Annotated in this window: 21 protein-coding genes and 1 pseudogene; 6 read left to right on the forward strand and 16 right to left on the reverse strand. The window is 39.0% G+C overall.

Annotation, left to right across the window (positions count from 1 at the left end; genetic code table 11):
* Positions 1–37: 37 nt before the first annotated feature.
* From HDE70_RS06810 to HDE70_RS06825, 4 genes and pseudogenes are all read right to left on the reverse strand, one after another.
* The gene (locus HDE70_RS06810) at positions 38–550 is read right to left on the reverse strand and encodes a cupin domain-containing protein (protein WP_183888955.1); all 513 of its coding nucleotides are present in this window, start codon (positions 548–550) and stop codon (positions 38–40) included.
* 304 nt (positions 551–854) lie between these two features.
* Complete coding sequence (locus HDE70_RS06815) at positions 855–1433, reverse strand: Crp/Fnr family transcriptional regulator (protein WP_183868902.1); 579 nt, start codon at positions 1431–1433, stop codon at positions 855–857.
* Between the two features lie 70 nt (positions 1434–1503).
* The gene (locus HDE70_RS06820) at positions 1504–1989 is read right to left on the reverse strand and encodes a cupin domain-containing protein (RefSeq protein ID WP_183868899.1); all 486 of its coding nucleotides are present in this window, start codon (positions 1987–1989) and stop codon (positions 1504–1506) included.
* Positions 1990–2109: 120 nt separating this feature from the next.
* Positions 2110–2307, reverse strand: a pseudogene (locus HDE70_RS06825) (winged helix-turn-helix transcriptional regulator); the annotation flags it as partial.
* Between the two features lie 136 nt (positions 2308–2443).
* On the opposite strand from HDE70_RS06825, the gene HDE70_RS06830 reads away from it, so the two are divergent.
* The gene (locus tag HDE70_RS06830) at positions 2444–2692 is read left to right on the forward strand and encodes a hypothetical protein (protein ID WP_183868897.1); all 249 of its coding nucleotides are present in this window, start codon (positions 2444–2446) and stop codon (positions 2690–2692) included.
* A gap of 91 nt (positions 2693–2783) precedes the next feature.
* Here HDE70_RS06830 and HDE70_RS06835 read toward each other — a convergent pair whose 3' ends face one another.
* Complete coding sequence (locus HDE70_RS06835) at positions 2784–3593, reverse strand: endo alpha-1,4 polygalactosaminidase (protein WP_183868895.1); 810 nt, start codon at positions 3591–3593, stop codon at positions 2784–2786.
* 268 nt (positions 3594–3861) lie between these two features.
* On the opposite strand from HDE70_RS06835, the gene HDE70_RS06840 reads away from it, so the two are divergent.
* Positions 3862–4491, forward strand: coding sequence for a hypothetical protein (locus HDE70_RS06840; RefSeq protein WP_183868893.1), 630 nt, complete (start codon positions 3862–3864; stop codon positions 4489–4491).
* 69 nt (positions 4492–4560) lie between these two features.
* Here HDE70_RS06840 and HDE70_RS06845 read toward each other — a convergent pair whose 3' ends face one another.
* The 4 genes from HDE70_RS06845 to HDE70_RS06860 form a co-directional block, all read right to left on the reverse strand.
* The gene (locus HDE70_RS06845; RefSeq protein ID WP_183868891.1) at positions 4561–6066 is read right to left on the reverse strand and encodes a RagB/SusD family nutrient uptake outer membrane protein; all 1506 of its coding nucleotides are present in this window, start codon (positions 6064–6066) and stop codon (positions 4561–4563) included.
* A 19-nt stretch (positions 6067–6085) separates the two neighbouring features.
* A complete protein-coding gene (locus tag HDE70_RS06850; protein WP_183888957.1) occupies positions 6086–9172 on the reverse strand; it encodes a SusC/RagA family TonB-linked outer membrane protein in 3087 nt (1028 codons plus the stop codon).
* Between the two features lie 416 nt (positions 9173–9588).
* Positions 9589–10227, reverse strand: a complete 639-nt coding sequence (locus tag HDE70_RS06855; protein WP_260160050.1) for a response regulator transcription factor — start codon at positions 10225–10227, stop codon at positions 9589–9591.
* Positions 10214–12202 (reverse strand): sensor histidine kinase, encoded by a 1989-nt coding sequence (locus tag HDE70_RS06860; RefSeq protein WP_183888959.1) that lies wholly within the window; start codon positions 12200–12202, stop codon positions 10214–10216. Before HDE70_RS06860 ends, HDE70_RS06855 begins: the two co-directional genes overlap by 14 nt.
* Positions 12203–12439: 237 nt before the next feature.
* On the opposite strand from HDE70_RS06860, the gene HDE70_RS06865 reads away from it, so the two are divergent.
* Together HDE70_RS06865 and HDE70_RS06870 are read left to right on the forward strand one after the other, a co-directional pair.
* Positions 12440–12898: a hypothetical protein gene (locus HDE70_RS06865; protein WP_183888961.1), complete on the forward strand. Its 459-nt coding sequence runs from the start codon at positions 12440–12442 to the stop codon at positions 12896–12898.
* A gap of 24 nt (positions 12899–12922) precedes the next feature.
* Positions 12923–13468: a hypothetical protein gene (locus HDE70_RS06870; RefSeq protein WP_260160052.1), complete on the forward strand. Its 546-nt coding sequence runs from the start codon at positions 12923–12925 to the stop codon at positions 13466–13468.
* A 119-nt stretch (positions 13469–13587) separates the two neighbouring features.
* On the opposite strand, the gene HDE70_RS06875 is transcribed toward HDE70_RS06870, so the two are convergent.
* Genes HDE70_RS06875 through HDE70_RS06890 form a run of 4 tightly spaced genes read right to left on the reverse strand, consistent with a single transcriptional unit; the run spans position 13588 to position 17789 of the window.
* Positions 13588–15021 (reverse strand): TolC family protein, encoded by a 1434-nt coding sequence (locus HDE70_RS06875; protein ID WP_183888963.1) that lies wholly within the window; start codon positions 15019–15021, stop codon positions 13588–13590.
* A gap of 8 nt (positions 15022–15029) precedes the next feature.
* Positions 15030–16385, reverse strand: a complete 1356-nt coding sequence (locus HDE70_RS06880; protein ID WP_183888966.1) for an HlyD family secretion protein — start codon at positions 16383–16385, stop codon at positions 15030–15032.
* The gene (locus tag HDE70_RS06885) at positions 16378–17385 is read right to left on the reverse strand and encodes an ABC transporter ATP-binding protein (RefSeq protein WP_183888968.1); all 1008 of its coding nucleotides are present in this window, start codon (positions 17383–17385) and stop codon (positions 16378–16380) included. The genes HDE70_RS06880 and HDE70_RS06885 overlap by 8 nt, the downstream gene beginning before the upstream one ends.
* Positions 17386–17438: 53 nt before the next feature.
* Positions 17439–17789 (reverse strand): hypothetical protein, encoded by a 351-nt coding sequence (locus HDE70_RS06890; protein WP_183888970.1) that lies wholly within the window; start codon positions 17787–17789, stop codon positions 17439–17441.
* A gap of 194 nt (positions 17790–17983) precedes the next feature.
* On the opposite strand from HDE70_RS06890, the gene HDE70_RS06895 reads away from it, so the two are divergent.
* Positions 17984–19375 carry a DASH family cryptochrome gene (locus HDE70_RS06895; protein WP_183888972.1) on the forward strand — a complete coding sequence of 464 codons (1392 nt, stop codon included), beginning with the start codon at positions 17984–17986 and terminating at the stop codon, positions 19373–19375.
* Between the two features lie 93 nt (positions 19376–19468).
* Here the strand turns inward: HDE70_RS06895 and HDE70_RS06900 are convergent, their stop codons facing one another.
* A complete protein-coding gene (locus tag HDE70_RS06900; protein ID WP_183868874.1) occupies positions 19469–20062 on the reverse strand; it encodes a hypothetical protein in 594 nt (197 codons plus the stop codon).
* A gap of 173 nt (positions 20063–20235) precedes the next feature.
* On the opposite strand from HDE70_RS06900, the gene HDE70_RS06905 reads away from it, so the two are divergent.
* Positions 20236–21117 (forward strand): AraC family transcriptional regulator, encoded by an 882-nt coding sequence (locus HDE70_RS06905; RefSeq protein ID WP_183868872.1) that lies wholly within the window; start codon positions 20236–20238, stop codon positions 21115–21117.
* A 115-nt stretch (positions 21118–21232) separates the two neighbouring features.
* On the opposite strand, the gene HDE70_RS06910 is transcribed toward HDE70_RS06905, so the two are convergent.
* Together HDE70_RS06910 and HDE70_RS06915 are read right to left on the reverse strand one after the other, a co-directional pair.
* A complete protein-coding gene (locus HDE70_RS06910; protein WP_183888975.1) occupies positions 21233–22960 on the reverse strand; it encodes a RagB/SusD family nutrient uptake outer membrane protein in 1728 nt (575 codons plus the stop codon).
* A gap of 9 nt (positions 22961–22969) precedes the next feature.
* Positions 22970–25972 (reverse strand): SusC/RagA family TonB-linked outer membrane protein, encoded by a 3003-nt coding sequence (locus HDE70_RS06915; protein ID WP_183888977.1) that lies wholly within the window; start codon positions 25970–25972, stop codon positions 22970–22972.
* Between the last annotated feature and the right edge of the window lie 151 nt (positions 25973–26123).

The raw sequence follows: 26123 nt of genomic DNA on the forward strand, positions 1-26123 counted from the left end.
TGATGACGTTATACCTGTTTGTAATTGGTTCATTGTATTATTTACAATATTTCTTTATTAGTTTATCCAGACTCCCTTTTTTGATAGCGGCTTTAGCAAAAAAATTAAATACCGGCCCGGCTATTTTTTGAAACCCTACCATTCTGGAGTTACTTAAGTATACAAATAGCACTAAATCTGAAAATTTACGTGGAGTTCCTGCCGCATTTACTAAGCCATCTTTCGCAAGCCCTTTTAAAATAAACAGTGAATTCTCAAAGTTTTTATTGCCAGGATTAAGGGTTGTCGTTACCATACATTCCTCGTTAGAAACATTATGATAATAATGCTTTTCGTTCGGTGCTATAGATACAATATCTCCCTTCTTTAAACGGTGAATATCTTTACCTTTACCTACTTCCAGTGTCCCTTTCAAAACCTCAAATGTTTCTGAAAATAAAGTGTGGAAATGCCATGGAGTTTTTTCGCCCGGCAGGATATTTAATTCCAATACACTATTTTCATTGTTCTCTGCTGAACTGATCAGTTTAATGTATCCTTGAGTTTTCATAGCGATATTTTTGGTTTAGTTGCAAATAAGATTATCCCGGATACGGTACAAATGATGATAGCAATGATGTGTGGCATAGCTTGAATAACACCATTGTAGCTTTTGTTAAGGACAATAAACATATCCGACTGTAGCAACCTCAGGAGATAAGAAAAAGCGGGCTCCAAGAAAAATCATTCCCAGCCCAAGTAAAAGTGCAATTGTATAAGAAATTTTTAATGACATGATAATTTGTTTTAAATGTTAAATAATAACACAAAATTATCACGACAACTGCCGGCATTAATGCACCTGGGTTAACAAATCAAAATCGGGTAAAAATTCTTTTACGGATACGGCTAAGTGATTGTGGCTTAACCCCAACAAATGAAGCTATATGGTATTGGGAAATTCTTTGTTGTAAGTCTGCATGGGAATTTATAAAACGCGCATAGCGAAGTTCAGGAGTTTCAGTATAAAATGAATTGATATCTTTCAGTAGTTGTATAAAAACAGCTTCAATTGCTATCCTGCCAAAACGTTCCCCTTCACTAACGTTCGCATAGAGCAATTGCAGATCATCGTACGAAATAGCTAAGACAAGACTATCTTCTAAAGCCTGTATAATTTTTGAAGATGGTTTTTGGGGAAGAAAGCTTTCATAATTACATACATAATCATTTTCCTGAGAAAAGGCGTATGTTTTTTCCTCACCATCGTGATTAATGTAGTATCGCATTAATCCCTTTACAACAAATCCGACTTGTTTACAAATTCGTCCCTCTTCTAAAAAGAAATCTCCCTTTTTGTATATCTTTTCTTTAAACAAAGAAGTTACAATTTCTATTTCGGCCGGGGTTAGTGTTATTAGATTTTGTATACTATTAAGTAGGTTATTTATCATTCGGGTATCGTTCTGAAATTAGTCTCATGTCTATGGGTTTCGAACATCCGCAATCATTTAACAAGTTGTTTTAAAATCGGCACAATTTCCCGATTAGACTTTTCTGAGATGGGTAAACACTGATCAACGAACTTTTACTTGCCATTTCGAATTCTGAAAAATCGAAACCAGGTGCAACTGCGCAGCTTACCAGCGCAAAACCCAATTTTGATGGAATCTCTGCTGCAAACCAACAATCCGGTTCAATGAAAGCTTGTAAATTCCCAGTTTCCGAATCACTAAGTTCTATACATCTATAACCCCCGTCTGTATCTAAAACATGAATATTTACTGGCTGACCTGTATGAAAGTACCAAAACTCATCAGACTTTAAGCGATGAAAGCCGGAGAAATCATTACCTTCAAGCAAATAATATATTGATGTGCAAGCGCTTTTTAATTTACTTTCGTTAACACGATAAACTTCAGACTGAGATCTGAAAATTTCTTTATAATAACCACCTTCAGGATGTGGTTGAAGCCCAAGGTGGTCTATCCAGTAACTAGCGTTTTTCATATATTGAATCTTTATATTTAATTACCATCATTCTTGACAACTTGTTTACAATTATAAATAACGCATTCTTATTGAGAATAGATATTATTTCCCGACAATTTTCTTTCGATGTACAATTCCTCAATCTGTCAGATTACTGATAATGACCTGGAGTGTATCGCCGTGTTCCGTAAGTTCATACTGAACTGTTATGGGTTGTGTATCTAAAACGGTTCGTTTTACCTACAGATTTACTTCCAATTCCTTTAATTCTTTGCTCAACATTCTGTTAGAAATTCCATCTATATCATTCGAAATATCGGAGAATCTCCTTTTGCCATAACATAGATGTGATTATCGCTAATGCAGGTGGTGCAGTTACAAGAGCAGCTTTTGGCTCTGTAGCAGATATTGGCGAAGCAGACTACGACAAGACAATGGCAGGATCGGGCAACCATCTGACACAGATAAAACAGTGGTTCTGGCTTCTGATGATTCATTTGATCCTATTTCTTCAATGGGGATCGGCTTTGCTATGAGTTCTGCTTGTAATGGGGCACTGGCTATTATAAATCAGGATGATGATGCGAATAGCATTAACAATTATAATGAAGGTTTGAAAAAAATATACGATCATTATATCAGTACTAAATCTCAATATTACAAGGAAGAAAAGAGATGGCCTGATGCTGTGTTCTGGAAGAATAGAAAGGTTGGGGTATAGTTTCTGTATATAGTGGGCAGTTCCAGACCTTCTGCCACGAAAAATTAGTGAAGGTCTGGAATAAGATTCAGGGTGCCCTTTTGTAACTGAATTAATTACAGCGATCTACCCATTGCGATAGATCCCGTTTTTTTAATATTGCGGTGTACTTCAGTTGTTTGGCTGAAGGGCAAACGTTTGTTTGAAAATTAGATTGGGACATTTTGTCCGAGTACTCAACAGCAAAAACAGGCTTATTTAATTTGATATAACCAGAAAATTGATCTTGCCAGCCTTGTGCAAAAGCATCTTCTGTTAAGGCCCAGTCAAATTTAGAAGCATAATCTGCTGTTAATTCTTTGACATTTTTCTGGCCTATGGATAAGCCGTTGCTATGTGCCAGACTAATAAGATAATCTGCATACTTTTTTACATCAGCTATCTGAATGTTAAAACCTGGATCATTATCATAACTGTCCATATTGTCTGGTTCAATGCCATCAAATCCCTTCTTTAATATCATGTTTAATCTGGAGTTTAACCATGGTTTAAGCTTGTCTATTTGACGGATATCCAGCCATTTTTCTTTTGGCCATTCAGGATATTGTTTTCCAATAACTTCAGCAGGAATTAACGAAGCATCGTTACGGTCATTTTCAATAGTTCCAACAGAGAGATAAGCAATTACTTTCTTTCCTTTAGCGTGCAAAGCTGCTACTGTCTCCGCACTGGTAGTAAACGCATCAACATCCACTACGTCGGCTGAGAAATTTGCTGTGCTGTTAATATCATCAAGCTGCCAGTCAAAACTAACACCGGTAGTTGGTTGCCACCAGGATAACTTGTTTCCAGCAGGTTGAGAAGTATTAATCGCAGACGTATCATCGTTTTTGTCTTTTTTGCATGCCAAAGATGTTGTCATCAATGCGAATAATAATAAAATTGATTTTGGGTGATTCATTTGTGTATGTGTTGTGTTAGTTTGTTGCGAAATATTAGTGCTCTCCACTAAGTAAACGGACTTTCTGAACAAAACCCTATCTGCAATTCTATTTAAATTTGTGCTACACTGTGTTCTGGAAGAATAGAAAGGTTGGGGTATAGCTTACCTTAAGCCTTGAAGAAAATTACGCAAATAAATATGTTCGTATATTTATGAGTTACCTGTCAGTTTCAAAAAACTTAAAATTATGAAAAACCTTTATTTATACCTTGTACTCATTTTCTTTTCATCTCAAATGAATTTATTCGCTCAGAATATTAAAAATAAAAATAATTATACTTATCAAGTAAGAGAAGAAGAGGGCGACTTGAATAATGATGGTAAAATGGACAGAGTAATTGTAAAAATGGATACAATCAGTGAAACAAAGCCATTAATATTACAAATTTTCCTTTCCCATCCAAATGGAAAATTAACTTTAGCTGTATCTTCCACCAAAATAATTGAACCACAATATCCCAACGGAAAAAAAGGAAAACATAGTGAATACCAAATTCCAAATTTTTTTATTGAAAAGGGGATTTTAAGAATGTGGAGTGAAATTAAAGGAGGAAATATTACTTGCGATTTCAAATATCACAAAGGAAATTTTGAATTAATTCACGTAGATAAGTTTATTCAAAATACAGACAAAGGGTATATTGATGAATATACAATATTTACGCAAACTACATTTAACTTAATTACCGGGCTTAGAACCGAAGTTGATGACGTGTCAGGTTCAGGGAAAATATTAGATAGAAGGAAAAAGATAATTTTAATCAGACCCTTACCGAGAATACAGGATTTCAAATTTTCCGATAAAAAAAGATATTAAAATCCGCAGGCCAAAGTTATAGCTTATGCTCCCAAAAGTCAGCTCAACTTTTGGGAGCAGTGTATCTGACTATTTGTTGATATTGAGATTGGTATTTAACTCAGACTGAGGTATGTTGAACAAATAATATGGACTGTTTGGAATAAAGGCTGTTCCATCCGGGAACTTTAAAGTGGTGTGCTGTTTTGCAGCCACTAGCTTACTTGTGCCATCAGGAGTAATTACAGTGACTTTAATAGGCTGGCCATTCGCATCGTTATATGGAAGCCTCTGAACAGCCGACTGGGTCCTTAAAATATCTGATAAGGCAAATCCTTCTCCCCATAACTCTTTTCTCCTTTCGATCAGAATAGCATCTATTACCTCCTGCTGACTTTTACCAGTGAGGTTATACGGATTGGAATTTCTTGCCTTGCGCAGTTCGTTCAGATATTGCACCGCGCTGGTTAGATCCGCATTTCTTGCATAGCCCTCTGCCTGGATCAGGGTCATTTCAGAGGAGCGCATTAAAACAATATCACCTGTCTGGTCTGCCCGGAATTTAAATTTAGCATAACGCAGATAACCTTCCCGGCTTGGCAGCCCATCCCAGGAAAATAATTTTGTTCTGATGTCATTTTCGTCAAACAAGGTTTTAAAGTTAGGATCTGCCATGAAACTATAATAATAGGAAGAAGGAGAACTTACATCCAGAAAGTTAAAGGTATAACTGGCGGTATTCTGATCTGGTTTTTGTCCGTGTCCCCAGATCCATTCACTGTTGGTCAGCTCATTAAATCCGCTATAGTAATCAGACGTGCTCATATAGGCATATTTTTTTCTCGCCAGTCCCGCTTTTTCAGCTGCAAGAGCCCATTTACCGATGTTTAGATATGTTCTGGCCTGTAAACCATGTACCACATCAAGATTGATCTTGTATTTGGTTGCATCAGGTCTGTTATAGGCACCAAGAAGAGTTTCTGCCTGTGTAAGGTCTGATGTGATCAACTGGTAAATATCCTGTAAAGTGGATTTTGGTTTTCCTTCAGTATCGGCTGCGGTTGGAGTAGTATAAATAGGTACCGCTTTAGCCTGAGGATCTTTCAGATAGGAAAACTGATAGTATGTTGCCAGGTTTAAATAGCTGTTTGCTCTTAAAGCAAGAGCCTGACCTTTGATCTGGGCTTTCTTTTCTGCTGATCCGCTTGCCGCATCAATTTTGGTAATGATATTATTGCAGTTGTCAATCACTTTGTACAAAATTGTCCATATCGCATTTAATCTGGTTTGGTTATTGGCCCCTGTAAAAGGGTAGGCATCTCTGTAACCATATTTATTGGTAATGATAGCTACATCATCGCCCATCGCATCACTTGTTCTCAATATGGTCGTATAACCTGGATTTGCATAAGAAAAATATGTATCATTCATATAGGACCAGGTGCCATTAAGAACAGTCTCAATATTGTCTGCACTGGTATAAATTAAACTTTCAGGAACAGCATCTGTCGGAGCCGTAGTAAGCTCTTTTTTACAGCTGGCCAGAGCTAGTAAAAGTACAAAGACTAATAGAGGGGTAATTATATTGAGTTTCATGTTGTAAAATTAAGATCTGTTAAAAAGTTAAATTTATACCTGCCGAGAACGTACGGATGGCTGGATATCTGTAATAAGTAGCTCCCTGAACAGTTTGTTCAGGATCCATTCCTTTATGACCATAAAAGGTGAGCAGGTTTTCACCTGTCAGGAAAAATTTCAAATTGCTAATCCCTGCTTTTTCTGATACAGATTTAGGTAAACGATAGCCGAGGCTTACATTTTTTAAACGGGCATAGGTAGCACTATACAGGAAACGGGTAGAAGCCTGTGTCCATCCAAGGTTGTCTGTAGTTAAACGGGGAACATCTGTATTGGGATTTTCAGGCGTCCAGTGATTCAGCATTTCTGCCGACCATGATGCTCCCGGATTACTCCCGTTCTGCATTAATGAAATGTAGTCATTGTCCAGTATTTTGCCTCCGATACTATAAGAAAGCAGAGCCGAAAGTTCAAACTGTTTGTAGCTGAAGGTGTTTGTAATCCCGCCAGTAAGGGTGGGCAGGGAGCTATCCTGTACGTATTGTGTAGCTTTGCTATAATCATTCGTTGTTACTTTCTGTCCACTACTATTGGTTGTATACCAGAGCGGGTTACCATTAGCCGGGTCTACACCAGCCCACTCCCTTAAATAAAAGTCATAAATAGAGCCGCCAACACGCAGTAATTTATTTCCTGAAATAAGGTTATCCTGTGGCAAATCAGTGATTTTGTTTTTATAGTGAGTCGCATTTAAGCTGACTGACCACCTGAAATCAGGCGTGATTACCGGAATCGCATTGATCTGTAATTCGACCCCTGTATTTTTTAACGCACCAATATTCGCATCTATATAGGTAAATCCCGTTGAAGTTGCTTTTGGTCTTCTGAAAAGCAGATCTTTTGATCTTCTGTTAAAAAATTCAAAAGTACCGCTGATCCGGTCTTTAAAAATCCCAAAATCCACACCTGCATTAAAATTAAGATTGGTTTCCCATTTTAAATTTGGTGTTGCAAGGCGACTGGTAACCAACCCATTCTCGCCTAAGTTGTTATTCACATTATAAAGTGCTTCGTAAGCATAATAAACACCAATATTGTCATTTCCCTGCGCACCATAACTGGTTCTGAAAGTTAAATTACTCAGCCACGGTGTGTCCTTAAGAAAGTCTTCCTTTGATGCTCTCCATGAACCGCCAAGCGACCAGAATGTACCCCACCGGCTTTGAGGGGAGAATCTTGAAGATCCGTCAGATCTTACTGAAGCAGATACCAGGTATTTACTTTTGTAATCATATTCGGCCCTGCCAAAAAAACTCAGTAAGGTATAGTCTAAAGCATATCCGCCAAAACTATTCAGCTGTGAAGCTGCATCAGGCTCATATAATCCGGGAAGGACAAAACCCTGCCTGCTTCCGGACATAATCCGGGAGTTATATTTATAGATTTCCTGACCGCCCAGAACACTAAAGTGATGATCCTGATTAAAGGTCTTTTCATAAGTCAGGATATTATTCCAGGTGTAAGAATAAGTACGCCTGATCTGCCTGTCAATCGAACCCTTGATTTCTGCACTTTCACCCAATAAGGGATTGGTATAATCATTTTCATTCGTATTGGTATAATCACCGCTGTAAGTAGTTTTGAACTTTAATTCAGGCACGATCGTAGCTTCAAGGAAAGTCCTTGCAGATACGTTATCCTTAAATATTTCATTTTTGTCCAATCCAACAGTAGCAGCCAGATTACTTCTCGGAATTGCTGCATTGGGGCGGTAAGGACCAAAGTCAAATACCTTATTTCCTCCGCCGTCAAATTTATATGAACCATCGCCATTGCGTTCATAAACAGGATAGAAGCTTGGTATAACCCTGGAAAAATTAATTACATTGGCCGTATTGCTATCCTCAGATACAGGGTAATCCTGTTTTGAGTTTGATGCAGAAATATTCAGCCCGGCCTTTAGCCATTTTTTTGCCTGTGTTGTCAGGTTAACTCTCGCATTATAGCGTTTAAAGCCGGATCCTAAAGCAATTCCGCGATCGTTCAGGTAACCACCTGAAATATAATACTGGCTTTTTTCGCTGCCGCCGCTAAAACTCAGGTCGCCCTGTGTCCTTAGCGCAGTCTGTTCAACTGCTTTTTGCCAGTTGTCATTCCATAAAGGTACTGCTCCCGGTACTATTTTACCGTTCTGTCCTACAGGTTGAGGATATTTTGAACCATAAGGATTAATACCAAGATCTGTAAGTATATTTTCACTTGCAGTTGTACGCGCCTGCGCATCAGATAAACCATTGGTAAGCTGTTTGTTTTTCAGGGCAAGCCAATAACTTTCAAAATACTGGTCTGTACTCATTTGTTTATAGTCTTTTACCGCCCTGTTTGATATCCCTTCAGTAAAATTTGCGCTGATTTGTGTATCCGGAGAACTTTTTCCACTTTTGGTCGTAATAATAATCACTCCATTCGCGCCTCTGGATCCGTAAAGCGCACTGGAAGCCGCATCTTTCAGTATACTCACAGAAGAAATATCATTTATATTAATAGAGCTGATATCTCCTGAAAAAGGATTGCCATCCACTACATATAAAGGATCACTGGACGCATTGATAGAGCCAATACCCCTGATCCGGATCGTTGCCGTAGTTCCAGGCTGACCACTTTGGGATGTAGCCTGTACACCAGGTGCTATTCCCTGCAATGCACTACTGATATTGGAGACCTGCCTGTTTTCGAGCTGCTCACTTTTGATCTGTGAAACAGACCCAACGTAACTGGAGCGTTTGGCTGTACCATAGGCTATAACGACCACCTCATTTAATGAATTAGGGCTATTAGATAAAGTAACATTAAGAATATTCCCTATTGCAGGAAGTTCTTTTGTTTCATAACCTAAAAAGTTAAATATCAGCGTTTCCTGATCAGACGGAATATTCAGGCGATAACCTCCGGATTGATCAGTGGTTGTTCCGGAGTTTTTTCCTTTAATACGGATACTTACCCCCGAAAGAGGCAGACCGGTTTCGTTTTCAATTACTTTTCCAGCTATACTCCTTGTTTGCTGGGCATAACTGAACTGATGACTGAATAAAAATAGGAATAAGATGGACAGGCTTATTTTCATAAGAATATAGTTGTTGATTTTATGGGCCAGCGGCCCGGTTTGTGTTGTTAAATTAAAGGCATAGGAATTCCATCAGCACCAGAACAGATGCCGTTTAAAGGATTATATTAAAATTAAAGGAGGTTTAGCAGGTACATCAACTACTTGTACAACAAGCAATTTTTTTGAGTGCAATTGCAGAAAATGAGATAGGGGATGACGTCAAAAAATGTAGAGAATTCTTCATATAAATTAGTGTTAAATAGAGTATATATAAATCTTGTGAGCTATGATTGAGCAAATATATTAAAATACTACTATTTTAGTAGACTAATGTTTATTATCTTTAAAATTTGTTAAAAAGAACCTGATTTTTTTCAAAAGAAATATTTATTGTGTAATAATTGACTCAGGACTAATTGCTTTCTCAGTTTGCATCATATCAACATTCGCTCCTGGACAGCTTTTAATAGTTCTATGGCATTTTTTACACCAAATTTTTGCATCATATTATGGCGATGTGTTTCTACAGTTGCTGGACTTAAAAATAGAGTTTCTGCAATGTTGGATGTTGTTTTACCATCAGCTATCAATTGTAAAATTTGTTTTTCGCGTTTGGTAATTTTAGGCTGTTTCTTTAACTCGCCTACAGTTGGTTTTAAAATAATTTGTTGTACCGCTTTAGTAAAAGCCAACCCGCCGTTTAATGCGTCGGTAATGCACTGTTTAATTTCGTCAACAGGTGAGGTTTTAAGTATATACCCAGATGCACCATTTTGCAACATACTTAGTATTAGCGAACGTTCAGCATGGTTGCTTAAAACGATTACACATATTTTGGAATTAATTGATTTTATTTTTAAACAAAGCTCCATCCCATTGGTATCGGGCAGCGAAATATCCAGCAATACGACATCCACCTCGTTAACCTCTAAATAAGGCAGACTAGGTAAACCGTGGTCAAAAGTTTGGAGAACGGTAAGATCGGGATGATTTTTTAGCAAAGCTTTAACGCCTTCAGTTACAATCGGGTGGTCATCAACAATAATAATTTTAATCATATCAGTCTGCTTCAAGCTCTATATTTATAGTTGTTCCCTCATTTATTTCAGAAGAGATCTCTAAAATGCCACCCAAATACTGTACCCTGTTTTTGATGTTGGCCAGGCCCATTCCACTTTTTAAGTTATTGGCATCAACGTCAAACCCTTTACCATTGTCTTCTGCGGTAATATAAAAACGATTTTGACGTTGACTGCACTGCAAAACAATTTCTGTAGCATTTGCATGTTTAAGTATGTTAGTTAAGATTTCCTGCACAATTCGGTATATAATGGCTTGCTTTGGAAAAGGTATATCCGGGTTAATGTTGAGTGCTTCAAAATCTATTTCAAGATCAGGTCTCATCATACTATCACAAAATTCTTTTAAGGCAGTTTCCAAGCCAAAATTAATCAAGGTTTGGGGCATCATATTCCTTGCAATATTTCTCAATTCGGTGGCTGAGCTATCCAATTGACTGATAATTTTTTGTAGCTCAAAGCTATGGTTTTCCATCTCGTTGCCGCTCGCAAAACTTGATAAGTTTATTTTAACCCCAGCCAGCATTCCACCAAGTCCGTCGTGCAGATCAGTAGCCATTCGGTTTCGCTCTTTTTCTTCTGCATCTAACATGGCTTTGCTTAACGCTAGCTGCTGTTGTCGTTCTATTTCTAACAACTTCTGGCTGGCTAGATGGCGCTGGTTTTTAAGTAACAGCCAAATGGTTATAAATAAAATCAACAAAAATAAACCTATTATGCCTAAAAACCACGCCAATTGTTTATTGTTTTTCGCCGTTAACTCCGCATTTTTCTTTTGTATTTTTAACCTGGCTATTTGTTGTTGATTATCAGCTTCCCTGTACTTTTTTTCCATCTCAATAATATCGTTTTGGAATTTTGCCTCGTATAAACTATCGCTGAGATGAATGTACTTCTCAGACCATTTCAAAGCCTGACTAGTAAGACCTCCGTTAGTATACACCTTAGCCAGATCTTTGTAGTACATTTTCTTATCGGTGCTTAATATATACGGACTCTTAATTAAATCTTCCAATTGAGCACCAGCTTTTTTGAAGTCTTTTTTCAAGCTAAGGGTCTCATACCTGCCATACATTAGACGGTTTACCGAATGAACAGATCGCGGATCATTTAAACCCAGGGCAATTCCGTGTTCAAAATGTTCTAAACCTTTATCATATTGTTTAACCCTGTTGTAATAAATGCCTTGTACATAATCGAACTTATAAAATAGGTTAGATGCCGGATGCGGTTTTATGATTTCATATGCTCTATCTAAATTAATTTTTGCATTTGTTAATTGCTTTCGGTAAATGTCATTTTCGGCCGCGGCTACATAGGTTTCAACTAATATTTCCAGCCTGACAGGATTGTCAGTTGAAGCATGTTCAATATTTTTGATTGCTATATTTAAGTATTGAGCAGCCAGATCCCGTTGATTGGCATTCATAAAACCTATTCCTACAGATTTATTTACATTGCCAATTAAAAATAAGTTACCCGACTTTTTAGCATAAGGAAGTGCCTTGCCAATAAAATTTTTTGTGGCCTCATTTTCTTTGCCCTGTATTTGCTGAGAGGTACTGTAAGCATGCCAAATCAGACCTCGAATCATAAAAGCATCTTTACTAGTAAGCGCAGACATTTTTTTTTCAGCCTCCATTAATTTATTTTGTATTAATGGCATATTACCTGTTGTCAAAAGGCTCAAGCTTTCAAAGTACGGTACTGCGGCTTCTAAAAATAAGTTTTTCCCAGCCAGTTGTTTACCCGCAGCCAAATACCGTTTTATTTTTACCGTGTCGGCAATTAGCCTGCAATAGCTGGATAGCTGTAAATAACCAAATGCTTTAGCACTATCGTTTTTTAATTGGGCAACTTTCTTCTCATAGCGGACAATGTAAGCTGCGTCATCATCAAGGGAAAGTGTTGTTTGTGCACTGGCTATAAAGCACCAACAAAATACTAAAGTTAGTAACCATCTTTTCATAAACGTTTTTAATAATAAAGCAGGCAGGTTAGCTGGCAAATAGTTTATACACAGCAAACTTAAAATTTGATTAAAAGATGAGTCGCCCGGGTTACATAAAGGTAAAAACTACCCGCATAAAATTGGGGCTTTGTGTTAAAATACAGGAATACCATTAGAAAAAAATCCATTTATTCATTTATTGTATGAAGCATTAAGAATTAGTCTCTTTGGATTTACAAATTAAAAAATATCACGATGAGAAAATTTGGAATTATATGTTTAGCTATTATGTTATTTGGTATAGCATCTGCAAATGCACAAGGCATTTTAGATAAAATAGACCGTACGATTAATAAGGCTGATAGAGCGGGCAACACTGCAGATAGAGCAGGCAAGACAGGAGGTAAGTTCAGCAAGTTGTTTGGTAAAAAGAAAGGTGCGGAAGACGCTGGTGCTGAAACTAAAACTATTGTAAATATTAGCGGCGTTGATTTCGCTACCCTAAAAAGCATTAATGAGAAGATAGAGGGTACTAAGAGGGTAGCTAATTCAAAAATGAAATTCAGCACATCAGGCTCTACAATTAGTTTTCAGCACAGTGGTACAACTGCTGATTTGCTGAAAGCATTACAAAAAAACAACCCTGAGGTATTTAGCGAAAAAAATATTGAAGCCTTGGAAGATGGGCAAATATCAGTCCAGGTAAAGAAGTAGGTTGAAGGCCGAAAACGAACAATTATGAAAAAAATAAAATTAAACAGACGATTATCCATAACATTTTCACTACTGGTATTTATTTGCTTATCATCTTGTAGTAAACAAAATGCAGACAGAAGTGATGGCTCAGAAAAATACTTAACCTGCAAATTAAACGGCAAGGACTATAGTTTTAACACATCCGTTAATGCCAATGATAAACCCGCTGAAGACGAAGTTCATTTTGTCGTGATTGGCGGTTGGGAAAAGGAAGATAGGATAACTGGATTTGGTATTGACATGGTAATTCCCGAAGGAGTGAAAGAAAAAACCTATTCAGTAGCAGGTACATCTGCCCCGGAACTTAAGGGACAGTTTTATATACAAAATTATAAAGATGGAAAGCATATGGGCACTACAGTATATGAAGGCGGTAGAAGCCCGGGTACTCAATTTACGCTTACCATCACAAGCTTAACTGATTGGGGGGTAAAAGGCACTTTTTCAGGGAAGTTAGAACTGAGAGATGGCAATGAATTTATCACCGTAACTGAAGGAAAGTTTTCTGCTCCTTATAATGGAAATTAGCACAGCTCATGATAGCCACATCTATTATCCAGCCTATTGCATAGTTGTTTATACGCTTAATTACTAATGTACTTAAGCGTATAAACAATTGCTATATCATCAGCCTATATGGATTCCAGCTATAAATGAAACAACATCCTGCTACCCGCTTTATAATAAAGCTCTGCCAATGTTTTCTGATAACCTGAAATCATTTCTTCCCGTTTGATTTTCATGTCAATCAATTTAGATTCACGGCTATTGATCAGAAACAAGGTACTTTCACCCAGATCAAACTTAGAAGATTCACCATTCAACAATACTTCCTGGTTTGAAATGCTTCTCACCTGGACCGCAAGCTGTTCACCGTAGGCATTTAAATGATTGTAACTGGTCAGTACCGAATTCCTGATTTCACGATTGGATTGCTGCATATCATATGCTAATTCTTGCTGCTTGATCTTCACCTCTTTTAATTTGCCCCGCTCTGCACGAAGGAAAAGAGGGAGTGCAAATTCGAATCCGAGCTTATAATTACCCATCTTGAAATCGTAATTATCAGGAACGTAGCTGTTAAAACTTCTGCGTGCAGATAATAACGATCCGCTTACATTAAGTTTAGGTTTCAGCATTTCTTTTCTGTAAGAGCGCTCCACTGCGAGCTGTTCTCCTTTGATACGCAACTTGATCAGTTCAGGATGGCTCCCCGCTGCAAATTCCAGCAAAGTATCTAATACTTGCCTTTGAGGTTTATCCTGCAATTGTATGGACTGAAGCGGGCGGGCCTTCTCCGGCAATTCCAGTGGCTGCGCTTCATCACTCCATAAATGGTTAGATAAAGTAAGCCTCGCATTTAGCAGGTCTATTTTCATCTTTTCATACTGAATCATTCGGTCCTGCACAGTAATAGCTGCTTCAACCGAATCAATGCTAGCCTTATCGCCCAAACTTGTTTGCCTGCTGATTGCCTTAAATCTTGTCTGTGCAAGCTCCAGTCCTTCATTGATCAGTTGAAACTGATTATAAAAGAAATACCAGTTCCAGTAGTCCTTAACAATACTATACCAAATGGCATTGATCTGCTTTACACGTTCGGCTTCTGCATAGCTGACCATAATTTTTGCCTGCCTTAATGTATTTCTTCTGCTGTCTATCAACAAACCCTGCCCCAAAGGAATACTGAGGCCAATACCCGCCAAACCAGCTGTAGAAGTAGATGTTTCCGGGTTTACATAATCACCAACATTACGGTCGTATCCTATTTTAAGGTCCGCACCAGCAAGCCAAAGCGGTACTTTCAGTTCGCTCACCCAGCGATTATAATAGTTCTTATTGCCAAACATCTTCCTGTCGAAACCAGCCCTGATTCCAGGATCGAAATAGCCAAGCGATTGCATTACATTTGCGCGTGCAGATTCACTAAGCAGCGCTGCCTGTTTAACTATAGGGTGATTACGAAATACCATTACCTCCAGATCCTGTAACATAAATACATTGGCAGTATCAGTTTGCGATTGTGCAAAGGAGCTTAGCAAACCGGATAATGATATAATTAAGATGAATAACAACTTCATAAATGTCTCTATTTAACCTGATTACTTTTTGGTTCTCTCTCCAGACTTGGAGGAAAACCATTTAATTGTCGCCATATCTCGTACCAAACTGGTACAGAATTTAAAATGACCCTGCCAAATACCCCTGATCCCTGTCTAAGCTGAACCGGCCATGGCTCATCAGCCTGAGGAACCGGGACCATCTGCTTAACCAGTACACGGTAAGTACCATTTGCACTAATCATTCTATCTATTGAAAATACCCTGCCGGCAAATGTGCCCACAGCTACCGACGGCCAGCCAGAAAACTGTACCGAAGGCCATCCTACAAATTGTAAACGAACTTCACTACCTTCTTGCATTAGCGGCACATCCATTGCATTCACGTAAATTTCTGCCGCTACCAAAGGATTTTCAGGTTGCAATGTAGCTACCGATTCCCCTTCTTTAATCATCTCACCAATCCCGGCTTTCATGGTTTTAATCACGTAACCATCCTGAGGCGCACGGACGACATACAAACCTCTGCGAAAATCAATACTTGCAATCTCGTTGCGTAATTTTGCGATATCGCCCTGGGCGCTGGCCTCTCCCGATAGTGCAGTTCCCATATCAGATTGCGCCTTAGCCAGAGATTCCTGGTATTTAGCTCTGATGTTATCCAATTCGATCTGTGCATTAAGCATTGACTGTTTCGAACTGTTCAGCTTATTCTCCTGTGCAATAAGCTTCGCATTATCGTTCTGTACATTCAGACGACGGGTCTCGATATCAGTCAGAGAAAACAGGCCATCTTTAAACCCTTGTTCGTAACGCGCTAAACGGGATTGACTGACGCGATAGAACTGACGCAGTGCCTGTAGGTCGGCACTATCGCTTTGAACATAGTTCATGCTCTGTTTCACTTTATTTTCTGCGGCTACCAGCTGAAAGTTTAATCCGCGGCCAAGAGCGCCGATCTGATCTTCAGTAGCGCGCATTTTTTGTCTTGCAGCAGCTTCGCTTCCTTGCTTTGCTTTTAGCTGCTCCTTCAATCTAAGCGGAAGCTCAGTATCAAAGTAAGATTGACTAATCTCTGATATCAGCAATATGGTATCACCTTGCCGCACCTTTTGCCCTTCACTAACATGCCAGCGTTCTATTCGGCCTCCAATTTGATTTTGAATGGTCTGAGGCCTATCCTGGGGTCTTAAAGCGGTAACAGTACCCTTACCCGGAATAGTTTGCCGCCATGGCAGAAATAAAATACCAAGCGAAAGTAAAAATGCAACCAGCATGATCCTTTCCAAGACCAGTACCTTACGCATGCGCAGTAAAGACTGACTGGTCTTATCTCCAAGGTTTTCCCAATTGGCCTGGTGGTTTACCTGACGATGATTACCCATGGTTTACCTCCTGTCCGTCTTCCAGTTCCATATCGGTTACTACAGCCAGCTTTTCTGCACTGGTTACCATATCGAATATAGTACTCATACTGGTCATTAGTTTTTCTACCGCATAGCTGATCTGAACAACAATCACTTCGGCCGCCACAAACTGACCGAAGGTCATTTGCCTGTCGATGACAAAATAAGAGCCCATCAAAAGCAGGGCGCCCATCAGTACCGCCCGTATGACTATAGAACTGGTAAAAAATTTACGTAAAATCCTGAAGTGACCGGTACGCGCTTTCAGGTAGCTGGAAGTGATATCATCTGTCTTTTCCATTGCCTCCCTCATTCTGCTTTTGTTGCCACGATAATGATCCAGGTTTGCCGCTATATCTTCCAGGTAAGCTACCACCTCGTATTTATACCCGGATTCCTCTATACTGGTTCGCACGGCGTCTTTATAGTAAAGTGCAACGACAATAGCCAGTACCAGTGTAATAAAGATTCCGAAGGCCATATACACCGGGTGGTAAAATGAGAGTAAAATAGCACTGAAAAAAATCAGCACTGCTGAGGATATCATTTCTACGACTAATTTGGCAAGTCCCTTTTGGATCGTCAGAATATCAAAGAAACGGTTTACCAGTTCCGGTGGATATTCTCCGGATAATTCAGACTTTTTGATTCGTGGCAAACGGTAAGCAAACTCCAGAGCGGTTCTTGCGAATATCTTTTGCTCAACAAGTTCAACAAGGGTTAGCTGACCAATGAGCAGCAGACCACCGATTAATATTCCAATCAGCACTACCCCGATTAAAATATAGGTAGAACTATACATTGAACCATTGCTCAGCAAATTGAAGATTGCTGTTGTACCTAAGGGTAGGGTCAGTCCGAGCAACCCGATCAATACCGCGTAAAAAAATATGTAATTAATGGTAGATCGCTCAAAATGGAGTATTCCAACCAGGCGTTGCCAGGGCCTAAGCGCCGGCACATCATGTTTTTTGTTCATGATAGGCTTTAAAATTTAAGTGTCAGGGAAAATAGAAAGTAGTTACCCGTATTTTATACGCGTAGAAAGCATGCCGCATTTTCAGGCGGTTCAGTAAGTATTGCGATATGGGGCTCTGAGAGTTTGGCCAATAGATAGACCTTATTGTGGGCTTCCGTAGCTATGTAAATTTTTGACCAAAGCTGATCCGTTTCCGGCGATTCCAAATACCACATTTTTTTTGCGGATCTATCAGATTTCTCCTTCTTTGTATTCTTTTCTTCACCAGTTAGGGACTCATCTTCCATTGCCAGATAAAAAGCTGACCATTTACCAATGGAAACTGTTGCTTTAAGGCCAAAACCCAAAAACAACACCATACTGAATAAGAAAATCACAATTTTATGTCTAAAAACGGTTACCATCTGGCCGCAAATATATTATTGCAGAGATTACGCTAAACGAATTTCTTGATTTCGCGAAGCATTTGACGAAATCGTGACCACAACATTAGAACCCGATTAGAAAAGTGCGTTAAATACATTTATCACGCTATATCTTGAGATGGTTTATGTGGAATACCGAGAGAACATTATCCTGATTATAGTGTTAAGTATAGATGGCAAAACGGGGCTTAGTCTGGTTTAAAAACGATTTGAGGTTACACGATAATGAGGTGTTATTGAAGGCTCAAAAGGAATGTAGCGAATTGGTTTTCTGCTATTGCATTGAGGAAAAAGACTATCAACAGTCAGTTAATGGTTCTCGTAGAGCCGATATTATCCGGTTCAAATTTATGCAGCAATCCGTTATTAACCTGAGGGGAAATCTGCAGCATTTGGGCGGGCATTTAATTATCGGCGAAAAGTCGGCAATGATCACAATACCGCAGCTTGTTAAAGAATTTGAGGTTACTGATATTTATGCAGAACAGGAGTACGCACCCTTTGAACTGGATTTAGTTTCGGAAATTATGGATAGATTACCGGAAATTGAATTTCATTTCCTGTGGGGTAAGACACTATACCACAAAGATGATATTCCCTTTGAAATTTCTAAGATCCCCCTTACAAGCAAGGCTTATAGAATACCGGTTGCTAAAAAATCAAGCCCAAGAGAAACTATAAGCACACCAACCAGTTTAAATAGTGTAAAGAATATAAAAAATATAGAATTCCCTTCTTGCTCAGCTTATGGATTTAGTAAAAGCGAGTATGAGCAATCACACCCTTTTCTCGTAGGCGGGGAAGACGCAGCACTGGAACGATTGGAATATTACACCTTTAAATCTGAACTTCTCACAGGATACAGGTGGAGCAGGAATAAATCAGATGGATTGGATTATAGTTCAAAATTTTCCCCCTATCTGGCCCTGGGCTGTATTTCTCCCCGGCAAATATATAGCAGGGTAAAAGAATATGAAGAAAAGGTCAGGAAAAATCAAAGTACCTGGTGGCTGATTTTTGAATTGGTTTGGAGGGATTACTTTACATTTAAGGGAATGCGGATTGGGCCTTCAATTTTTTCAACTCAGGGTTTTAAAAATAAAAAGATTGTCTGGGAAAATGATCCCGGGAAATTTGAACGGTGGTGCCAGGGCAATACTGGTATTCCATTTATCGACGCACATATGCTCCAGCTAAATCAAACAGGGTATATGAGTAATCGCGGAAGGGTAAACTGTGCGAGCTACCTGGTGCATGATCTAAAAATAAACTGGACCTGGGGTGCCGCTTATTTCGAATCAAAACTAATCGATTACGATGTAAGCTCAAATTGGATGAACTGGCATATGCAGGCCTTTGAAATCTGGTATACCAATCCGGTACATCAATCCAATAAATATAAGGCGCAGGATTTTATCAGGCTGTGGATCCCGGAACTATCCAAACTGAACAACATCGAGGTATTAATTCCCTGGGAATTTGAGACCATTAATTACATTAAGCCAATTGAGGTATACCCAAAGTGGAATAGGGCAATCAATTTGATAAAAAAAATACCAATTTAACGGCAAAGTGGAACTAATAGTAATAAATAAACCATTTAATTTAAATGGTTTATTTATTACAAGCAGATAAGTCCAGGAAAAAAAATATTCGATTTATCTAACATCTATAGTGCTGTTAAACGCCTGATCTTTAGATGTTATAACAAAAGTTAATTTACTAGAAAGGGCTTTGCCAATATTAAACTTTCTAACCAATTTTGCCGAATCGTTATAAGTATTCGTGTAAAGCTGATTGTTGAATTCATCGAAAATCGTAATTTCAACCGGAGCCTTATTGGTATAATCTAAATTAAGGGTTACCACTCCATCTTTCTTTGTCAACACTGGTTTAAAGGTTTCTTTATTTGGGGCTGTAGAAAGCGAGGCTTTATTATTTTCAATGTTAATTTGATATTCAACCGATTTTAAATCCGTTTCTAATTTCATTATATAATTCCCATCAGGAAAATCAGTTAAGTCGTAAGTTTTGCTGGACCCGCTTAATTCATGACCTTTTTTCTCATATAGGATTTCATCATTCAGGCCATAAAAGGTTACTTTCATGTCTTGCGTCTGATTTATAGAAAGACGAATGGTTTTTCTTTCTACGCTGTTAACTTTTAATGAAAGGTCATCATTACTTGCATATGTATTTACACTAGTAAAAAGGATGGTAGCTATCAGGCCAATTTTGAGTAGATTTTTCATATCATTAATTTTAGAAGAGTTAGTAATTATTTGATGATGCTAAGTTATTGACAATGAGTTAGTATAATTGACTGCATATTTTCCGATAGTTATGCTATATTAACATTAACATGTATTTTTTCTTGTTAAAACTCATAATAAAGTATATTTTTGATTTGTTCAACTGAAAAAATATGAAAGCAATAAAACCTGGATACGAGGTAGTTGAGTCTTCTTTTGGAAGCTCTTTTTATTATTCTAAGTATTTAATGAATTCTAATAACAAAGCTCATGTATGGCATTACCACCAGGAAATCGAAATGGTTTTTGTAAATGGCGGAGCTGGAAAAAGACAAATTGGAAGCCATATATCTTACTATACCGATGGAGACTTAATATTAATTGGAAGCAATCTCCCGCATTGTGGCTTTACTGATTACAATACCGGGAACAAGAATGAAACAGTCATTCAGATGAAACCAGATTTTCTTGGAACAGGATTTCTGGGTTTACAAGAAACAAAATGTATACAAGAACTTTTTGATAAGGCCAGGGGAGGAATAGCTTTTGGAAATGAAACCAAAAAAGCAGTTGGCAAACAGATAGAGAAAATGGAAGGTTTATTACCTTTTGAAAGGCTATTAGCACTATTGGCCGTTTTAAAAGAACTTCAAAACGCTACCGATTATAGAATTTTAAATGCTTCCGGGTTTTCACTCGAAACACAGGTTCAGGATAACGATAGAATTAATATGGTCCTCAATTATGTTAAAGATAATTTCAAGACACCAATAAGTTTAGAAAATGTAGCTGCGATGGCAAGCATGACCGTGCCTTCTTTCTGTAGATATTTTAAGAAAATGACTAAAAAAACGTTTACTGCTTTTGTTAATGAGTACCGTGTTGTACATGCTTCAAAACTTTTAGCTGAAAAACCAACTAGTATCGCAAATATTTGTTATGAAAGTGGATTTAATAATTTCAGTCATTTCAACAAGTTATTTAAAGAATTTACTGGTAAAAATGCTTCACAATATAGAAAAGAACTAAATTCAGTAATTTATGAAACTGTTTAGTTTTCTTCGGTATTGATTTTTACATATACCACCATTTTACAATTTTTTTTACATAATAGGTTATCACGAAATGTAATAACCTATTTCACAATGCATCTTGCTGGAATTAGTGATTCTAATACCCAGGATTTTGTTTGAGCTGAGGGTTAACATTGAGAATATCTCTGCCAATAGGGAATATTTCTGTATGCTTATCTGCATCTGGTTTTTTATCCCACCAGGTCCCTGTGCTAAAAACTCCCCATCTGATCAGATCCGTTCTCCTGCGGTTCTCTCCGAAAAATTCCCTTCCCCATTCATCAAGCATCTCCTGATCAGTAAGCTGGCTGCCATCTGAGCGGTACAAACTAGGAGAACCTGCCGGAAAATTACGTTTCCTCACTTGATTCAGCAATCCTGCTGCGCCAGCTTTGTCACCTTTTCGGTATAAACATTCTGCCAGGGTATAATAAACCTCTGAAAGTCTTACCTCCGCATAGGCAGAAGTAATCCGATTAGGGTCCGGAGTTGGATAAAGGGGGTACTTCACAAAAAAGACTCCGGAATTATGGTCAGCATGATTCATATTAGACTGTTTATCTGTTATTTTCGTTCCAGGTTTTGCATCAAGAAACATACCCACCTGATCGCGGATAAACAGCGCGTACGGGCCTTTATTTCCACGTACCGTATCTTCTTTGGATACGCCATTGACATTACGTGTAAAAGGTAAATAACCATATAAAAACATACCTTCCCTTGTACTATTGCCTAGATTGCGGTACTTTTTCAGGCGCACGTCGTCTGGATAACGCTGGAATTTAACAAACGGCTTACCCAGTTCAAAACTATATTCTACGCTATCTACATCCCGTCCCGGTTGCATGGCATAACGGGGATTGGCCTGGCCAAAGTCGGTAAAACCACAGTACAATGGAGCTGCATCATAGGTCAGCGAATTAAAATACATACCGCCATCATACTGCCAATGGGTTCGTGCCAGTGTGCCCGGGAAACCATAAATCACTTCAGATGGCATCAATGCATTTGTATAGTCGAAAGGCGCATCCCATCTGTTATCAAGTGCATAACTACCATATTTACCGCTAATGATATCCCGGCATACCGCTTCGCATTCCGCAAACTTATCAGTACCAGTATAGACTTTTGCATTCAGATATAACCTTGCCAATAATGACGCCGCACCGGCTTTAGTCCATCGTCCGATGCCCTGATTGCTCAACTGAGCGCGTATAGGCAAGCCAGGTAAAGCCTCAGTTAGTTCTTTTTCAATATAGGCAAAGGTTTCCTGAGGTGTAGATTGAGGATTACCCTGTGTAGAATTCTTTACATCAGTAATAATTTCTATGTTCCGGTAAAAATCAAATGCTCTCAGGTAAAACCAAGCTCTAAGGGTGCGCAGTTCAGCTTTAAAATCTGTCAGCTCTTCGGTTTTCACGCCCAGCTTAACGGGATCAGTTATGCTCTCCATATCCTGTAGTGAATTGGTAGCTAGTACAATACCCTGGTAAAAATTGGTCCAGACCCCGCTTGTGAAGCCATCTACCGAGGTCCATGTATGATAATGCATACGCTGATATTCACCACCATTTTGCCAGTCACCCTGACGGTTATAAGTACCTATTTCATCTGTGCTATTCTCTGTGGCAGCATACAAATCATTACCCTGTATACTCCAGTATCCATGCTCAAAAGGGCGAAGGAAGTCACGTATAACATCGTCACGCCTGGTAAGAAACCCGGCGGCGTCAACTTTATCGTATACTTTTTCATCAAGCTTTGTGCAGCAATTAAATAGGATTGACAACAAGAAAGCACTGCTATATAATTTATATGTTTTCATAATCGAAGTTTAAAATGTGGCCTGTAGTCCAAAGATCACCTGTAAAGTAGAAGGATAATAACTCAATGTTCCGTTTCCATCGCCGTCAGTTCTCAGACCTGGCCTTAAGCCATTAACCTGTATCTGATCGGGATCTCCGCCTGTGTAGGCTGTAAAAGTATGTAGGTTCCTTGCCGCAGTATATACCCGTACAGATTTAAGATACCTGGATTTTAGAGGCTGTGTATAGCCAAGCGAAACGTTGTCTATCTTTAGGAACGCACCCGACTCCAGGAAATAATCTGAGGCAATAGAAGTGGTCGCGCTATTGGTTAGTTTTGAATATTTGCTATCCACATTATAAGCTGATTTAAGCACATTTGCATCCGACTGAGCCGAAGGTGTACCTAAATAAAAGGCAGGAGTATTGAAGATCTTATAGCCAAAAGATCCGCGTAAAAAGATATTCAGATCAAATCGCTTATACTGAAAGCTATTGTTAAATGATCCTGTTAACTTTGGCAAACCGTTGCCAACAAATTGCTTGTCATCACTTGATGCCTGATTCGCGGGTACAACTGAACCATCTTTTCTGTAAACCAGCAAGGCACCCGTTTCGTCCACACCAGCCGATCGTAGCATGTAAAACTCTCCAATCCTGTGACCCTCCTGTATACGCTGTATTGTTCCCGGCGAGCCTGGTGCAGGCAGTGAGCCTACATCCTGGAAGACGGCACCTTTGTATAACGCATTAGAAAACGAAAGGAACTTGTTATCATTAAAAGCTACGGCAACACTTGCAGTATAGCTGAAAGCATCACTCTTAATTATACTTCCATTAAGGGTGATCTCAACACCGCTATTTCGCATCGTACCTACATTAGTAAAGGTTTGTGACTGTGAATTCGGTGGCAGGGGTACATTATAATACCCAAGCAGGTCTTTATTAGTTCGTCTATAGTAATCAATTGAACCATTAAGCCTGCTGTTAAATAATGTAAAATCAATTCCAGCATTAAAATTCACCGACTTCTCCCAACTCAAGTCGGGGTTGATATTGGAAGATGGTCCATAAACCTGATAAGGTATGCCATTAAAAGGGAAATAGCCCGCGCCGCTGTACAACAACTGAGACAAATAATTTCCAAAATCCTGATTACCTGTCACACCATAATCAGCCCTTACTTTCAATTCATTTATCCAGGGCAGGCTTCCCTTCATGAAATCTTCTTCAGAAACGCGCCAGGCCCCTGAAACTGCCGGGAAATTACCCCATTTATGATTGTTTCCAAATTTAGTAGATCCCTCATGTCTTAAACTAACAGTTAAGATATAACGATTATCATAATCATAATTCAGCCTGCCAAAGAAAGCAATCAATTTAGAACTGTTTTGTGTAGAGCCGACTGCGGATTGTCCCTGCCCGGCAGCCCCGCCATTATAAAGTCCTGAACCCAGATTGTTCCAGAGGTAACTGTCAAATGGGAAATCATAATTTTGTGCAGAAAATTGCTTGTAATTATAAGCTGAAAAAGAGTAGCCGCCAAGTAATTTGAAATGATGCTTATTCAGGTTAAGATTATAGTTGCCTGTCCACTCCACATTCTTCTGGTCATTTTCTTCCTGACTCTGTTTAGCAAAGTTGGTTTGAGTAGTTTTATTAGCATGAACAATAGTTGAAAGGGTAGAGGGGCTGAAATTCATGCCTCTTGCCGAGCGGCTGATTTGTGAAATCGTTATCATTGAACTCAAACCCTTCAAAAGCTTTGCTTTTAATGAGGCATTGATATCCATTTCCTTAATATCGCCGTCTGACTTAATCAGCTTTCCATTCTCGACAGGATTATTGGAAAAGAAGCCGGTATTGATATAATTATACTTTCCTTGCTCATCATAAATGGGGTAGGTAGGGTTAAGTGTCAGCGCATTATTGAAGTTTCCCTCATCGGCATTACTTGTATTCATGTAACGCGGTGCAATATTCAATGTTCCGGTAAACATATCGTTGTCTGTGGTATGGCTGATACTCACCCTTGCACCATATTCTCTTTTATGAGCCCTGAGGTCAATACCATCCGCATTTCGATAGTCTGCCGAAGCAAAATAATTTGTTTTTTCAGAACCCCCCGACATTTGAATGGTATGTTTCTGGCTAAAGGCCGGTGAATTAGTTACAGCTTTCATCCAGTCAGTTCGTGCGCCATAATCCTGACCCAGCTTGTTTTGAACGCGGTTGGTGACAAATTCTTCAGGCGACAGGTTATGCAGCCGGTTGGTCACATAATCAAAACTTGCATAGCCGTCATAGAACATATGCGACTGCGAAGTTCCTTTTTTAGTCGTAACAATAATCACCCCGTTACTGCCACGCGTTCCATAGATAGCAGAGGCAGCACCACCTTTCAGTACATCTATACTTTCGATATCGTTCTGGTTGATATTATCAATATTCCCACCCGGAACACCATTCACAACATACAATGGACCCAAACCAGCATTGCGTGAAGAAGCTCCGCGAAGCTGGAGAGATGGGCTTGAATTTGGGTCACCGCTGGCAGTATTAGTAATAATTAATCCTGCAACTTTGCCCTGCAATGACATCAACGGGTTATTGGCAGAGACCGGTAACAGGTCTTTCCCGGATACGTGAGTAATTGCACTAGATACCTCTCGCTTGTCGAGCGTACCATAACCAACACTAACTACGACTACTTCACTAAGCTCATTGCTTGCCTGAGTAAGGGATACGTTCATTTCATTTCCTTCAGGCAAGTCTATCGTACGGGAAGTATAGCCAATAAAGGTAAAAGAAAGACGTGTTGCAGATGGAGGTACTTTGAGCGTAAATCTTCCCGCAGCATCAGTGAGCGTGCCCGCTGCGGTTCCTTTTACGGTAACGCTCACACCGGCTAAAGGTAGCTGATCTGTAGTACTCACCCTGCCGGTAATTGTTCGGTTCTGGGCGAATACAGTGGTCGATAGTAACATAAAAAGCACGATTGCGCTCAGATAGGGTACAAGTCTTTTTTTCATACAGAAATATTTGGTTGAAGCGTAGGTTCGCTGAAACGATGCAAGTAAGGCGGTTGAAGAGTTAATTACAAGCAGAACGGATGGTGGTCATCAAAAATCTAAGTTTTAAAACTTGTAATCGGCTAACAGTCATTAGTTTGAGAAATTATTT

Origin of the sequence: Pedobacter cryoconitis (genome assembly GCF_014200595.1) — a bacterium.
In the GTDB taxonomy this organism is placed as follows: domain Bacteria; phylum Bacteroidota; class Bacteroidia; order Sphingobacteriales; family Sphingobacteriaceae; genus Pedobacter; species Pedobacter cryoconitis_C.

Excerpts from the sequence above, each read along its gene's own strand:
- HDE70_RS06810 (WP_183888955.1), bottom strand. The coding sequence starts at position 550 with ATGAAAACTCAAGGATACATTAAACTGATCAGTTCAGCAGAGAACAAT.
- HDE70_RS06815 (WP_183868902.1), bottom strand. The coding sequence starts at position 1,433 with ATGATAAATAACCTACTTAATAGTATACAAAATCTAATAACACTAACC.
- HDE70_RS06820 (WP_183868899.1), bottom strand. The coding sequence starts at position 1,989 with ATGAAAAACGCTAGTTACTGGATAGACCACCTTGGGCTTCAACCACAT.
- HDE70_RS06835 (WP_183868895.1), bottom strand. The coding sequence starts at position 3,593 with ATGACAACATCTTTGGCATGCAAAAAAGACAAAAACGATGATACGTCT.
- HDE70_RS06840 (WP_183868893.1), top strand. The coding sequence starts at position 3,862 with ATGAAAAACCTTTATTTATACCTTGTACTCATTTTCTTTTCATCTCAA.
- HDE70_RS06845 (WP_183868891.1), bottom strand. The coding sequence starts at position 6,066 with ATGAAACTCAATATAATTACCCCTCTATTAGTCTTTGTACTTTTACTA.
- HDE70_RS06850 (WP_183888957.1), bottom strand. The coding sequence starts at position 9,172 with ATGAAAATAAGCCTGTCCATCTTATTCCTATTTTTATTCAGTCATCAG.
- HDE70_RS06860 (WP_183888959.1), bottom strand. The coding sequence starts at position 12,202 with ATGAAAAGATGGTTACTAACTTTAGTATTTTGTTGGTGCTTTATAGCC.
- HDE70_RS06865 (WP_183888961.1), top strand. The coding sequence starts at position 12,440 with ATGAGAAAATTTGGAATTATATGTTTAGCTATTATGTTATTTGGTATA.
- HDE70_RS06870 (WP_260160052.1), top strand. The coding sequence starts at position 12,923 with ATGAAAAAAATAAAATTAAACAGACGATTATCCATAACATTTTCACTA.
- HDE70_RS06875 (WP_183888963.1), bottom strand. The coding sequence starts at position 15,021 with ATGAAGTTGTTATTCATCTTAATTATATCATTATCCGGTTTGCTAAGC.
- HDE70_RS06880 (WP_183888966.1), bottom strand. The coding sequence starts at position 16,385 with ATGGGTAATCATCGTCAGGTAAACCACCAGGCCAATTGGGAAAACCTT.
- HDE70_RS06885 (WP_183888968.1), bottom strand. The coding sequence starts at position 17,385 with ATGAACAAAAAACATGATGTGCCGGCGCTTAGGCCCTGGCAACGCCTG.
- HDE70_RS06890 (WP_183888970.1), bottom strand. The coding sequence starts at position 17,789 with ATGGTAACCGTTTTTAGACATAAAATTGTGATTTTCTTATTCAGTATG.
- HDE70_RS06895 (WP_183888972.1), top strand. The coding sequence starts at position 17,984 with ATGGCAAAACGGGGCTTAGTCTGGTTTAAAAACGATTTGAGGTTACAC.
- HDE70_RS06900 (WP_183868874.1), bottom strand. The coding sequence starts at position 20,062 with ATGAAAAATCTACTCAAAATTGGCCTGATAGCTACCATCCTTTTTACT.
- HDE70_RS06905 (WP_183868872.1), top strand. The coding sequence starts at position 20,236 with ATGAAAGCAATAAAACCTGGATACGAGGTAGTTGAGTCTTCTTTTGGA.
- HDE70_RS06910 (WP_183888975.1), bottom strand. The coding sequence starts at position 22,960 with ATGAAAACATATAAATTATATAGCAGTGCTTTCTTGTTGTCAATCCTA.
- HDE70_RS06915 (WP_183888977.1), bottom strand. The coding sequence starts at position 25,972 with ATGAAAAAAAGACTTGTACCCTATCTGAGCGCAATCGTGCTTTTTATG.